This window comes from Variovorax sp. VNK109 (assembly GCF_049445855.1).
Taxonomy (GTDB): Bacteria; Pseudomonadota; Gammaproteobacteria; order Burkholderiales; family Burkholderiaceae_C; genus JAGOCV01.
On record NZ_JBMSDV010000002.1, the window covers coordinates 708,804 to 722,145 of the forward strand.

At 62.9% G+C, this 13,342-nt stretch carries 8 protein-coding genes; 2 read left to right on the forward strand and 6 right to left on the reverse strand.

The features are described 5' to 3' along the window. Window positions 1-72 precede the first annotated feature (72 nt). Window positions 73-2,598 (forward strand): heavy metal translocating P-type ATPase, encoded by a 2,526-nt coding sequence (locus ACO2Q9_RS10950; RefSeq protein WP_423311152.1) that lies wholly within the window; start codon window positions 73-75, stop codon window positions 2,596-2,598. Between the two features lie 379 nt (window positions 2,599-2,977). On the opposite strand, the gene ACO2Q9_RS10955 is transcribed toward ACO2Q9_RS10950, so the two are convergent. From ACO2Q9_RS10955 to ACO2Q9_RS10975, 5 genes are all read right to left on the reverse strand, one after another. After that, a complete protein-coding gene (locus tag ACO2Q9_RS10955) occupies window positions 2,978-6,190 on the reverse strand; it encodes an efflux RND transporter permease subunit (protein WP_423311154.1) in 3,213 nt (1,070 codons plus the stop codon). After that, a complete protein-coding gene (locus ACO2Q9_RS10960; protein WP_423311156.1) occupies window positions 6,187-7,704 on the reverse strand; it encodes an efflux RND transporter periplasmic adaptor subunit in 1,518 nt (505 codons plus the stop codon). Before ACO2Q9_RS10960 ends, ACO2Q9_RS10955 begins: the two co-directional genes overlap by 4 nt. Before the next feature lie 12 nt (window positions 7,705-7,716). After that, the gene (locus tag ACO2Q9_RS10965) at window positions 7,717-9,042 is read right to left on the reverse strand and encodes a TolC family protein (RefSeq protein ID WP_423311158.1); all 1,326 of its coding nucleotides are present in this window, start codon (window positions 9,040-9,042) and stop codon (window positions 7,717-7,719) included. A gap of 75 nt (window positions 9,043-9,117) precedes the next feature. Beyond that, window positions 9,118-9,573 (reverse strand): hypothetical protein, encoded by a 456-nt coding sequence (locus tag ACO2Q9_RS10970; RefSeq protein ID WP_423311160.1) that lies wholly within the window; start codon window positions 9,571-9,573, stop codon window positions 9,118-9,120. A 43-nt stretch (window positions 9,574-9,616) separates the two neighbouring features. Beyond that, the gene (locus ACO2Q9_RS10975; RefSeq protein WP_423311162.1) at window positions 9,617-10,273 is read right to left on the reverse strand and encodes a Crp/Fnr family transcriptional regulator; all 657 of its coding nucleotides are present in this window, start codon (window positions 10,271-10,273) and stop codon (window positions 9,617-9,619) included. Window positions 10,274-10,342: 69 nt separating this feature from the next. Here ACO2Q9_RS10975 and ACO2Q9_RS10980 point away from each other — a divergent pair, with 69 nt between their 5' ends. Beyond that, window positions 10,343-10,933 carry a Spy/CpxP family protein refolding chaperone gene (locus ACO2Q9_RS10980; protein ID WP_423311164.1) on the forward strand — a complete coding sequence of 197 codons (591 nt, stop codon included), beginning with the start codon at window positions 10,343-10,345 and terminating at the stop codon, window positions 10,931-10,933. Between the two features lie 30 nt (window positions 10,934-10,963). Here ACO2Q9_RS10980 and ACO2Q9_RS10985 read toward each other — a convergent pair whose 3' ends face one another. Beyond that, window positions 10,964-13,330: a heavy metal translocating P-type ATPase gene (locus ACO2Q9_RS10985; RefSeq protein ID WP_423311166.1), complete on the reverse strand. Its 2,367-nt coding sequence runs from the start codon at window positions 13,328-13,330 to the stop codon at window positions 10,964-10,966. Window positions 13,331-13,342: the final 12 nt, after the last annotated feature.

Below are 13,342 nucleotides of genomic sequence, written 5' to 3' on the forward strand. Positions count from 1 at the left end.
TCTGTAGGACAAGGCGGCGACCTCTGGGAAGTGGCTTGACTTTAAGGTCACTACAGGGTTTCCAATTACGCCATGAAACCAGAAACCAGCACTTCCTCCAACGTTGTTGACACCTGCTGCTCCTCGGGCTGCTCCAGTACCGTTGCCTCGGCTCCTGCCGCTGCAAGCAGCCCAGGCAAGGGCACGCTGTTCCGAATCGCCACCATGGACTGCAGCGCCGAGGAGTCGGAGATCCGGCGGGCGCTGGAACCTCTGGAGGGAATCCGGTCCTTGGGTTTCCAGCTCGGCGCGCGCACACTGAAGATCGATGCGGAGGATCGCGCCTTGCCCCTGGCGCTCGATGCCATCCGCAAGGCGGGCTTCGATCCACAGCCGGTGGCCACCGCCGCAAAAACCCAGGGTGGCCAGGGCCGGGTGTTTCGCATTGCGACCATGGACTGCAGTGCCGAGGAGGCTGAGATTCGGCGGGCGCTGGAGTCTCTGGATGGAATCCGATCTCTGGGTTTTCAGTTGGGCGCCCGCACGCTCAAGATCGACGCAGAGGAAAGCACCTACCCGTTGGCACTCGATGCCATCCGAAAAGCGGGCTTTGATCCGCAGCCAGTCGTCGGCGCCGATGGCTCCGAGGGCGGACAGGCGGGCGCAACAGCCGACGACCACGATCAAGGACATGGTTTTGCAGGCGGCATCTCCCGGTTAGTGGCTGCGCTGGTGTTCGCAACGGGGGCTGAGGTCCTGTCGTTCTTTGCACCCGACCAGATGGCCTGGAAGGTGGCTGGCATGGCGATAGCCGCCGTGGCCATCTGGCTGGCGGGCATCGACACCTACAAAAAAGGCATTGCGGCACTGCTGCGCGGCAAGCTCAACATCAATGCGCTGATGTCGGTGGCCGTCACGGGCGCATTCCTCATCGGTCAGTGGCCAGAGGCCGCCATGGTGATGGCCCTGTACGCGATTGCCGAACTCATCGAGGCCAAAGCCGTGGACCGGGCCCGTAACGCCATCAAGGGCTTGCTGGCACTGGCGCCCGAAGAGGCTTTGGTTCTGGGTGCAAATGGGGTGTGGTCCGCTACACCAGTGGCTTCGGTGGCCATTGGAGCCACCGTGCGCATCAAGCCAGGCGAGCGGGTGCCGCTGGACGGCAAGGTGACCAAGGGCAACGGGGCCATCAACCAGGCCCCGGTGACTGGCGAGAGCATCCCCGTGGACAAGGCGCCTGGCGACCAGGTGTTCGCCGGGACCATTAACGAGACCGGCGAACTGGAGTTTGAGGTCACCGCCTTGTCCAGCAACACCACCTTGGCCAGGATCATCCAGGCCGTGGAACAGGCGCAAGGCACTCGTGCACCGACGCAGCGCTTCGTCGACCGCTTCGCCTCGATCTACACCCCTGCTGTCTTCGCCATTGCCGTGGCGGTTGCGGTCCTGACCCCTTTCCTGATGGGCCTGACCTGGCTGGAGGCGATCTACAAGGCCTTGGTGCTGCTGGTCATCGCCTGTCCATGTGCTCTGGTCATCTCCACGCCCGTCACGGTGGTCAGCGGATTGGCCGCTGGAGCGCGCCGCGGGATCCTGATCAAGGGCGGAACCTACCTGGAAGACGCCCGGCTCCTCAAAGCCGTTGCGCTGGACAAGACCGGCACCATCACCGAGGGCAAACCCAAGTTGGTGAAATGGCAGGTGTGGGGTGCCGGCGATGAGTCCGCAATCCAGCAAATGGCTGCCAGCCTGGCGGCCCGATCCGACCACCCGGTTTCCAAGGCGATTGTTCAGGGCCTGGACTCGAAAGGGCCAGAGGCTGAGAACTTCAAGGCCTTGCCCGGGCGCGGTGTCGAGGGCGTGGTCAATGGTGCGCGCCTGGTGCTGGGCAATCACCGGCTGATCCACGAGCAGGGGTTGTGCGGCCCGGAACTGGAGGCGGACCTGGCCATCCACGAAAAGCAAGGCCGCACGGTAACCCTCCTTGCGGACGAATCTCGCGTCCTGGCGCTCTTCGCGGTAGCGGACACCATCCGCGAAACCTCAAAGCAGGCCATCGTTGATCTCAAAGCACTGGGAGTGACCTCGGTGATGCTGACCGGCGACAACACGGCCACGGCAAAGGCCATCGCAGCGCAGGCCGGCATTGATGATGCCCGCGGAGATCTGCTGCCCGAAGCCAAGCTTGATGCCATCAAGGAGATGCAAAAGCGCTATGGTGCCACCGGCATGACCGGCGATGGCATCAATGACGCACCAGCGCTGGCGCAGGCCGACATCGGCTTTGCCATGGGTGGCGCGGGAACCGACACGGCGATGGAAGCGGCCGACGTGGTCATCATGAACGATGATCTGCAGCGCGTCGCCGAGACAGTGCGCCTGTCCAAGCGCACCCATGCGGTTCTTTTGCAGAACATCACCCTGGCGCTGGGCATCAAGAGCGTGTTTCTGGTGATGGCGGTGGTGGGCACTGCGACCATGTGGATGGCGGTTTTTGCGGACATGGGGGCCAGCTTGCTGGTAGTAGGCAACGGTTTGCGCCTGCTTCGCGGTACGCGGGTGGAGTTGGCTTCCAAGGCCCCGCCTATGCGGCGTAAGGAACATGCACATTCTCACTAGTGATTGTTCGCTTAGCGTACCTGTGGCCGAGGAACCCCGTTTGTCAGGCACTTGCTCCGCGTAGGCTGAGCGGCTTAGGGGCTTGGTATCGGTCAAGGGGATGACCGATGTTCATTTGGCGGCCTTGGAGACATGGTTCTACCAGTTGCTTGGCGCCAACGCAGATCAAAGACTACCCGTTCCCAAAGAAAGTGGAAGTCTTGTCCACCTCGCGAGCAATCAAGTACTACACATTCTGCTGCTGCAGGGCCTCCAGGGCTCGGGCAGCCATGTCAGCCCGAGCCTTCGTCATGCCCGGTCCCCACTGTAGGCCTTCAGCGGGTCACCGCCCGTGCATGGATCAAGTGCTGCTGGAGCAGTTCGATAAAAATCGCCTCACCTAGCGTTCTCGCGCAGTTCCGCGGTCAGCAAGCTGGATTTCCACCGAGGCCTCAGGCCAGTCTCGCGATGCCCCGGTGTCGGACCGATCACGTTTTCTTGGCCTTCGCATCAACACATAGGCCGCAGGAATCACGAACAAGGACAGCAGCGGTGCCGTCACCATGCCGCCCAACATGGGCGCCGCAATACGGCTCATGACCTCCGATCCTGTCCCGCTGCTCCACACGATGGGCACTAGGCCCGCCAGAATGACTGCCACGGTCATGGCCTTGGGGCGCACGCGTAGCACGGCACCTTCCCGAACCGCGTCCAGCAGCTCTTCCAGCGTGGGCTGCCTGCCATCAGGGCACCTCTCGGCGAGTGCCTGCTTGAGGTAGATGAGCATGACCACACCGAATTCTGCCGCGACGCCCGCTAGGGCGATGAAGCCCACCCCGGTGGCGATAGAAAGGTTGTAGTTCATCAGGTACAGGAACCAGATGCCTCCGGTCAAGGCGAATGGCAGCGTCGCCATGATCAGTCCCGCTTCACCCATGCGCGAGAAGGTTAAGTACAACAGCACAAAGATGATCAGCAAGGTGGCTGGAACCACCACCTGGAGGCGGGCGTTCGCCCGCTCAAGGTACTCGAACTGGCCTGAGTACGTGATGCTGACCCCGGGCTCCAGCTTGATCTGGCGGCCCACCGCATCGCGCAGGTCATTGGCCACGGACGCCAGATCGCGCCCCCGCACATCGACATACACCCAGCCCGATGGGCGGGCGTTCTCGCTCTTGAGCATGAGTGGTCCATCGGTGATGGAGATGCTGGCCACCGTACCCAGCGTGATCTGCTGCCCCATGGGGGTGACGATGGGCAACTGCACCAGGCGTTCTGGCGAGTCTCGCCACTCACGTGGGTAGCGCAGGTTGATCGGGAAGCGGGCCAGGCCCTCGACGGTTTCCGAGACGTTTTCACCACCGATGGCCCCGGAGACCACAGCCTGGATATCGGACACGTTCAGCCCGTAGCGCCCTGCGGCCGAGCGGTCGATACGGACATCGACATAGCGCCCCCCCGTCAGGCGCTCGGCCAATGACGAGGCCACCCCCGGAATACCCTTGGCGACCTGCTCGACCTGGGCAGCGATCCCATCGATCACCTTCAGGTCGTTGCCGGTCACCTTGACCCCGATGGGACTCTTGATGCCAGTCGCGAGCATGTCGATCCGGTTGCGAATGGGCGGTATCCAGATGTTGGACAGGCCGGGAATCTTGACGGCCTTGTCCAACTCATCAATCAGGCCCTCGGGCGTCATTCCTGGACGCCATTGGTCTCTGGGCTTGAGTTTCACCGTGGTCTCGAACATTTCCAGCGGTGCCGGATCGGTGGCGGTCTCCGCGCGGCCAGCCTTGCCGAAGACGCGCTCGACCTCGGGCACGGTCTTGATCATCCGGTTGCTCAGTTGCAGCAGTTCGGTGGCCCCCTGTGCCGACAAACCCGGGAGCGCCGAAGGCATGTACAGCAGATCGCCTTCATCCAGCCTGGGCAGGAACTCGCCCCCCAGCCGCGACAAGGGCCAGATCGTGGTCGTCAGTGCGAGTACGGCGATGACCAAGGTGGATTTTGGGCGTTGCAGAACCCATTCCAGCAAAGGCCGGTACACGGCAATCAGCGCACGCGTGATGGGGTTTTTCTGCTCGTCAGGGATACGCCCTCGGATCCAGTAGCCCATGAGGACCGGGATCAGCGTGACCGAGAGGGCCGCAGCTGCGGCCATCGCGTAGGTCTTGGTAAACGCCAGCGGTCCGAACAAGCGGCCTTCCTGCGCTTCCAGCGTGAAGACGGGCACGAAGGACAAGGTAATGATGAGCAGCGAGAAGAACAGCGCGGGGCCTACCTCCTCAGCGGCTTCGGTGATCACCTTCCAGCGTTCTTCACCCACCAGCAGGCGGTCGGGATGCTTGTGCTGCCAGGCCTCCAGTTTCTTGTGGGCGTTCTCGATCATCACCACTGCTGCATCGACCATGGCGCCCACGGCGATTGCAATCCCGCCCAGGGACATGATGTTGGCGTTAATGCCCTGGTAGCGCATCACCAGAAACGCCGCCATGATCCCAAGAGGTAGAGAAATGATGGCGACCAGCGCGGAGCGCAGGTGCCAGAGAAACAAAACACAGACCAGGGCCACCACGATGAACTCCTCTACGAGTTTGGTGGTGAGGTTCTGGATCGCACGCTCAATGAGTGCACTGCGGTCGTAGGTGGTGACGATCTCCACGCCCTTGGGCAGGCTGCTTTGCAGCTCACTGAGTTTGGCCTTGACGGCTTTTATGGTTTCCTGGGCATTTTTGTCCGAGCGCAGGACCACCACGCCCCCGGCCACTTCCCCCTCGCCGTCGAGTTCGGCGATGCCGCGCCGCATCTCCGGCCCGATTTGTAGCGTCGCGACATCGCCCAGGCGAATTGGAATCCCTGCGCGGGACACCAGGGGGATGGCCCGGAAGTCGTCCAGCGTCTTGAGGTAGCCGCTGGCACGCACCATGTACTCGGCCCCGGACAACTCCAGCACCGATCCCCCCGTTTCCTGGTTGGCTCCCATGATGGCCTCGCGCACTTGCCCCTGAGTCAGCCCTAGTGCCGCGAGCTTGATCGGATCGAGCACAACCTGGTACTGCTTGACCATGCCGCCCACCGACGCCACTTCCGCGACGTTGGGCAGGCTCTTGAGTTCGAACTTCAGGAACCAGTCCTGCAGGGCGCGCAGCTGGGCCAGGTCGTTCTTGCCCGTGCGGTCTACCAGGGCGTACTGGAAGATCCAGCCGACCCCAGTGGCATCTGGGCCCAACGACGACTTGGCTGTAGCGGGTAGTCGGCCCTGCACCTGGTTCATGTACTCCAGCACCCGCGAACGCGCCCAGTACAGGTCCGTGCCATCCTCGAACAAGATGTAGACGAACGAGTCGCCAAAGAACGAGAAACCTCGCACCGTCTTGGCGCCTGGGACGGACAGCATGGTGGTGGACAAGGGGTATGTGACCTGGTTCTCCACAATCTGCGGAGCCTGACCGGGATAGGAGGTGCGGATGATGACTTGGACATCCGAGAGGTCCGGTAGCGCATCCACGGGGGTGCTGCGCACGCCCCATACGCCCCAAGCGGTCAGCATTAAGGTCGCCAGCAGAACCAGCAATCGATTTGCCACTGACCAGCGGATCAGGCGCGCGATCATGGCTTGATCCTTTCCACGGCAGTAATCACGAAGTCCTTGCCTTGCTGCTGGAAGGTGAACTTCACCTGCTGCTCGGGTTTCAGGGCCTTGGCCAGCTCAGGTGTCGCCAACTTGAAAGGCATGGTCATGCCGGGCCATTTCAGTTCAGGTACGGCCTCATGGGTGAGGGTCAGCTCGGTCGGCGTGATCTCATCGACCACACCTCGCACCGTAAAGCTCTTGGGTGCTGGAGCAGCAGAAGTCGAAGAACCCTGTTCGCTGGTCGACTGGGCGCTGCTGCCTTGAGGCTGTGCGGGCATGATGCCCCGCAGGCTGGCTTCGGAGTCGATCAGGAACTGTGCCGAGGCGACCACCTGCTGCCCTGCGGCCAGCCCGCCTTGAACGACGAGGCGGTCATCGATTTCAGCGCCAAGTTGCACCTGAACGGGGTGGTATTTCCCGGGGCCATCCACCACGTAGACCAGCGCCCGCTTTCCGGTGCGAATTACCGCTTCGCTGGGGACGAGCAGCGCTGGTTGTGTGCGTCCAGCCAGAACGATGTGCCCGGACATGCCCGCCTTCAGGCGTTGAGCGGGGTTGGGAAGCTCCAGGCGTACGCGCACCGTGCGGGTGTCCCGGTTGGCCTCTGGGAGGATGCTCACGACACGGGCTTTGAGGGTTTCGCCCGGAAACGCGGCCAGGCGGACCTGGGCGTCCTGCCCCAATTGCAAGGGGCCGCTTTGCGCTTCGGGAACGGCGGCCTCGATCCAGACGCTGGCCAGACCGTTCACTCGCACCAGGCTGGCCCCCGCAGTGACCGCCATGCCCTGGCGCACCATCAATTCGGCCACCATCCCCGCCTGTGGAAAGGTCACCGTGTAGCGGCCCTGAGGTTCGCCCGTGCGCTCCACCTGAGCCACGAGCGAGGCAGGCATGCCCAGCAGCGACAGCCGCTGGCGCGCTGCTGCCGTCAGCGACTCGTCCTTGAGCGCCCGGACCGCGAGAAACTCGCGCTGCGCAGCCACCCACTCAGGCAGCAACAGATCCGCCAATGGCGCGCCTGCGGCCACTACGTCGCCCGGGGCCCGGGCATAGACACGCTCCACAAATCCAGCAGAACGCGCCTGGACGATGCTCACATCCCGGTCATTGAGCTGGACCGTGCCCAGCACGTCCACGTCGGCCCCAATGTCGCGTTGCTCCACCGTGGCGGTGCGCAGGCCGAGGGCTTGCACCGCCTGGGCAGAGACATTCAAACCGGTGCCTTGTTGTGTGTCCTCATCGGCGTACTTGGGGACCAGGGCCATGTCCATGTAGGGCGACTTGCCTGGCTTGTCGAACTTCTGCGTCGGCACCATGGGGTCGTACCAGTACAGCACTTTGCGGTCGGCCTTCGCCGCTTCCGTCGATGCTGGGGTAGCGCCAGGCGGATGACCGCTCGCCATGCGCCACTGGGAGACGCCCCAGCCAAGGGCGATGCCAGCAGCCACCAGTGCTACGGCCACAGCGGTCTTCTTGAAAACGGTATTGGTCATGTGGCTCTCCCTTCAGTCCGCGATCAGGCTGTTCAGGCGGGCAATCACGGTGTCCCGCTGTGCCTGCAGATCAATGAGCCGCCAGTGCGCCTCCCGCACTTGAGCCCTTGCCGCCAGCACGGCGCTCAAGTCGCCTTTGGCAGACTGGTAGCTGGCCAGCGCGAGTTCGGCGCGCCCCTGTGCCAACCCCATACCAGCCGACTGCAGGCGCTCGATCTGGCTGTTCAGTGACACGATCTCCGCGGCACTGTCCTCCAGCTCCTGCAGGTGCCTGCGGGTCACGTCGTCCTGCTCGGCTTCCAGACGCTGCAGTTCCAGCTGCTTGGCCTTGATCTGGGGTGCCTGGCGCCGCTCCTGTTGCCAGGGAAGGTCGAAGGTCACCTGGAAGGACACCATGTCGCCCCAGCGGCGGTCGCGGCGGCTATAGGCGACTTCCCAGGACCAGTCGCCCTGGGTCTCGGCCTGGGCTTCACGCGATTCGGCCAAAGCCATCGCCTGCATGGCGGGGTACTGCGCCAGTTCTGCGTGGCGGTGTACCTCTGAGCGCAGCTGGTCCAAAGGGCGGCTCAGCGGCCCGGGAGTTCCCTGCAGTGCCTCGCCGGCACGGGCACCGACCCAGCGCCGCAACATCGCCCTGGCCTTGGATCGGTCCCGCTGCAGGTCGTCCCTGCGGTCCGACAGCGCGAGCGCCTCTTGCTTGGCCATCAGAAGATCGCCCGCCTGGGCCGTTCCCCCCGCGATGCGGGCAGGCAGGCTGTCCTGCAGGCGCTGGTTCTCACTCAGTAGATCGGCGAGCACTTGGTCGCGCTGTTCAATGGCCTGGGCCATGATCCAGGCTTGGCTCAGCTCCTGGCGGATCTGCAGGCGCTGGACCGCCAGGGTGGCGCGCTCGCGTTCCACCTTGGCCTGGGCACTGGCGATCTGGGCATCGCGCTTGGCCCGGTTGGGCACCTCCTGCATCAGCGCCAGGCGCTGCATGGTCATGGACTCGCGTGTGAGGCTGAAGCGGTCCATGCCGCTGATGGGAAAGTTCTCGATACCGACCGAGAGCTTTGGATCAGGGAGTGTTCCTGCGGCCTTCTGGGTGCTGCTGGCAGCGTCAATCTGCAGCCGCTGGGCCGTGATGCGGGGACTGTGCTGCTCCGCCAGATCCAAGGCCTCGGTAAAACCCAGGGCGTGGGCCTGGTTGCCAGCCAAGCCGATGCCGGCCAGCAGGAACCCGAGAGCGCCCAGGTGCTGATGGTGGAGGTTGCGCACCTGGATGCGCTGCGAGATGGGACGAATGCGCTGGTGCGCAGACAGGCGCTCGCAGGGAGCGCCGAAGGAGATGTTGGGCATGATGGTCCTCGAAATGAAGGGGCACGAAGTCAGACTTGCGCAAACGCTGCAAGGCAGCGCGCAAGACGTGCACGATCAATTCCGAAAGACCTGATGGGTTAAGTAGATGGGGGGAGAGCCCGCTCGACTGTCCAGCTCTACGTAGACAGCCCGAGGGTCAATATGGCGCTCGGAGTCCAGGATCACAGGCAGCACATAGGCAACCCAGATAGCGTGCGCCGCGATCGCCTGCAGATCGAGACCTTGGAGCGAGGGGGAGGACAAGCTGTCGCCGTCACAATGGGCTCGGCACAGCTGAGGATCCTGCTCATCCATGGTGCCCGCCATCGCGTGGCAATCGGACATGGAGGGCATGCCGACGGCATCTCCCATGGCCATGCCCGCTTTTTGCATCGATGCCGCATGGGCTGCGGAGTCCAGCTTGGGACAGGCATAGGCGGCCAACGCGAACTGCATCAGAAGCAACGCCGCAATCAGAACGCTGGCTATCCAGCGTCCTTGGCGCGAACAAGTGCTTCTGACAAAGGTCATAGGGTGATCGTACCGAAGATCGACGACGAGTGGTTAATCCAGATCAATGCTTGCAGTCTGTTCGGCGCTGGGTGGGAGCACCCGGTTCGCAGATTTTCAACCCATCTTTTAGGCGCAAGATGGCCCCCTGGCGCTGCAGGCGAGCAAGTGCCCGGTAAAGCGCTTCGTGGGTAAGGCCGATGTCTTCGGAAAGATGCTTCAGCGTTCCTTGTTGAGTCCAAAAACCGGACGCGTCACAGTGAAGTCCTATGTATTGCAGTATTCGCTCCTCGGCCGAACGCGTCTGCTTTATCTCCAGCTTGGTCCGAAGTCCTTGAACGCGCCGTGCCAACTCGGCCGTGAATGTCCACAACAACTCGGGCGACTCGCGCAGCTGAGCAATCAACGCCTCTTTGCGAAAAACCAGCACCTCCGAGGGCTCCAGTGCTACGGCGTCGCAGTGGTACTTTGCGGAGAACAATGACGCTTCGGCAAAGAACTCGCCTTGCCTCACCGTGTGCATCGTGATCTGACCGCCCGTGAGGGTGCTGCGATGCAGGCGCACACAGCCCGACCGCAGGCGAAACACTCCCGCGCTTGCGGCGGCCTCGCGAAAAAGCATCTGCCCCGAAGCCAGACGACGCAGTGATGGGGTGACACCAAACGCGCAGTCCGAAGGCGCAATAAAGTCTACTGTGGCTTCACGTGATGATGCTTTCATATGACTGCAATCATATTCACTTGGCGATAACCGAAGGATGATTTGGGCACCAACTCCCTCCAACCCCAAATGAAAACGCTACTCTCATATTTCCTTCTGGTTGGCACTGCCTCCGTTGTCGCGGCCCAGTCCCACGTGCATCGTGACCCAAGCCCACCTGCTCAGCCCGCGCCGCACGTCGGATCCTCGCAATATGCTGGATATCAAGAGCGCGAAATCAAAGCGCTTTCGGCACAACAGATCGAAGACTTGCAAGCCGGAAGAGGCATGTCGCTCGCCCTTGCGGCCGAACTCAACGGCTACCCAGGACCCGCGCACGTCGTAGAGCTGGGCGAAAAATTGCGTCTGACGAAAGACCAAGAGCGAGAAACGACGGCGCTTACGGAGCAGATGAAGGCCGACGCTCAACGACTCGGGAAGGACGCAATTGAGACCGAAAGGGAACTGGACCGCCTCTTCAAGACAGGGGGGGCCAGCGAAGCCAGCGTGACTCAAGCAGTTGAACGCGCTGCGCTCGCTCAAGCTTCGCTTCGCGCTTCGCATCTGAACTACCACCTGCGGACGGTCGCAATCCTCACGCCACTGCAAATAGCGCGCTATCAAGAACTGCGCGGCTATGTAGCGCCTGCCAGCGCCATTCCAAAACACGTGGCAAATTGACGCTGCTGCCCAGCAGGCCTGGTGTTTCCTTCATCGACCGGTACGCAACCGCAAGGCATTCGCGATCACTGACGCCGAACTCAAGCTCATCGCCAGGGCTGCGATCATTGGAGACAGTAGCCACCCGGTGAATGGGTACAGCAGTCCAGCGGCAATCGGTATCCCTAGCGCGTTGTAGAGGAAGGCGAACATCAGGTTCTGTTTCATGTTGCCTACCGTCGCTTCAGACAGCTCGCGGGCTATGGAGATGCCTCGCAGGTCCCCCTTTACCAAGGTGACTTGGGCACTGTTCATCGCCACATCGGTACCCGTGCCCATCGCGATTCCCACATCCGCCTTGGCAAGGGCGGGCGCGTCGTTGATCCCGTCCCCAGCCATGGCAACGACACGGCCCTCGGCCTGCAGGCGTGACACCAGAGCCAGCTTGTCTGCAGGCTTGACTTCGCCATGGACCTCATCAATCCCCAGCTTTGCACCCACCGCCTTGGCGGTAGTCATACCGTCGCCCGTGGCCATCACAATGCGCAGTCCCGCCGCATGCAAGGTTGCCAGGGCTTCGGGCGTGCTGGCCTTGATGGCGTCCGAAACCGCCAAGAGGCCTTGAAGCTGGCCATCGGCCGCCAGATACATCACGCTGGCGCCTGTGGCGCGCAAGGCCTCTGCCTGCGCAAGCAACGGATCCGCAGAAACGCCCACCTGCTCCATGAGGACTGTGTTTCCCAGGGCGAGCTGGCGCCCATTGACCCGTCCGCGTACGCCAATACCCGACCCTGACTCGAAGTCCTCGGGCTTGTCCAAAGCCAGGCCCTTCGTGCGGGCCGCCTGGACAATGGCATCGGCCAGCGGATGCTCGCTGCCCTGGTCCAGACTGGCCGCCAGGCGCAGCACTTCGTCCTCAGACAGCCCGGGCATGGCCACCACACGCTCGAAGGATGGTTTGCCCTCTGTGAGCGTGCCGGTCTTGTCCACGATCAGCGTGTCCACCTTTCGCAGGTTCTCGATGGCTGCAGCGTCCCGAAACAGCACGCCACTCGTCGCCCCCCGGCCTGTGGCCACCATGATGGACATAGGCGTTGCTAGGCCCAATGCGCAGGGACACGCAATGATCAGCACCGCCACAGCATTGACTAAACCATAGACCCAACGTGGCTCGGGCCCGAACAGACCCCACGCAAACAGCGTGATCAGCGCGATACCCACCACGGCCATCACAAAGTACCCCGCCACCTGGTCCGCCATACGCTGCATGGGAGCCCGAGAGCGCTGCGCTTGAGCAACCATCTGAACGATCTGGGCCAGCATGGTGGCGGAGCCAACCCGCTCGGACCGGATCACCAGTGCCCCGTTGGTATTGAGCGTGGCACCTATGACTGAATCTCCAGGCCCTTTGACGATAGGCACCGGCTCGCCAGTGAGCATGGCTTCGTCCACCGCGCTGCTCCCCTCGACCACAACGCCATCGACCGGCACTTTCTCCCCAGGGCGTACGCGCAGCAGGTCACCCACATGGACGTGGGACAGCGGGACGTCGCTCTCCTGGCCGTTGGCATCGATGCGCCGCGCGGTCTTGGGCGCCAGGCCCAACAGTGATTTGATGGCGGCCGAGGTCTGCGAGCGTGCTTTGAGCTCCAGCATCTGGCCGAGCAGCGTGAGCGAGATGATGACGGCTGCCGCTTCGAAGTACACCGCCACGCGGCCCATGGCCTGGAACGAGGCTGGAAATACCCCAGGCGCCACGGTGGCGACTACGCTGTAGACGAAGGCGGCGCCGGTGCCCAGGCTGATCAGCGTCCACATGTTGGGACTACGGTTGGCGATGGATTGAGCGCCACGCACAAAGAAGGGCCAGCCAGCCCAGAGCACGATGGGCACCGTCAGCACGAGTTCGATCCAGCTCTGGATGGCCATTTCGAACCACTGCAACCGGTGACCCACCATGGCCAGGATGGTGACAGCCACGGTCAGTGGCAGCGTCCACCAGAAACGATGCCGGAAATCCACGAGTTCGGCGTTTTCTCCCTCCTCCAGCGTGGGCAGCATGGGCTCCAGCGACATGCCGCATTTTGGACAGTTCCCGGGATGGTCCTGCTGCACCTCTGGGTGCATGGGGCAGGTGTAGATGGTGCCGGGCTGAGTTGCTTCAGGCTCAGTGCCGGACGTGCCATGAGCGCCCGGTGCGTAGTTCTGCGGTGCCTCGACAAAGCGCCCCTGGCACTTCGCGCTGCAAAAGTAGTAGTTGTGGCCCTCGTGGAGCGCAGTGTATTGGGACTGGGCAGTCACCGCCATACCGCAGACGGGGTCCTTCAGCGCCATCGAGGATGGAGGTTTGTGACCTTCATGACCTTCATGAGGCGGATGCTCGTGGTGAGCATGATCGTGCGGCGCTGCTGTAGCCATGGTGGTAATTCC

Excerpts from the sequence above, each read along its gene's own strand:
- ACO2Q9_RS10950 (WP_423311152.1), top strand. The coding sequence starts at position 73 with ATGAAACCAGAAACCAGCACTTCCTCCAACGTTGTTGACACCTGCTGC.
- ACO2Q9_RS10955 (WP_423311154.1), bottom strand. The coding sequence starts at position 6,190 with ATGATCGCGCGCCTGATCCGCTGGTCAGTGGCAAATCGATTGCTGGTT.
- ACO2Q9_RS10960 (WP_423311156.1), bottom strand. The coding sequence starts at position 7,704 with ATGACCAATACCGTTTTCAAGAAGACCGCTGTGGCCGTAGCACTGGTG.
- ACO2Q9_RS10965 (WP_423311158.1), bottom strand. The coding sequence starts at position 9,042 with ATGCCCAACATCTCCTTCGGCGCTCCCTGCGAGCGCCTGTCTGCGCAC.
- ACO2Q9_RS10970 (WP_423311160.1), bottom strand. The coding sequence starts at position 9,573 with ATGACCTTTGTCAGAAGCACTTGTTCGCGCCAAGGACGCTGGATAGCC.
- ACO2Q9_RS10975 (WP_423311162.1), bottom strand. The coding sequence starts at position 10,273 with ATGAAAGCATCATCACGTGAAGCCACAGTAGACTTTATTGCGCCTTCG.
- ACO2Q9_RS10980 (WP_423311164.1), top strand. The coding sequence starts at position 10,343 with ATGAAAACGCTACTCTCATATTTCCTTCTGGTTGGCACTGCCTCCGTT.
- ACO2Q9_RS10985 (WP_423311166.1), bottom strand. The coding sequence starts at position 13,330 with ATGGCTACAGCAGCGCCGCACGATCATGCTCACCACGAGCATCCGCCT.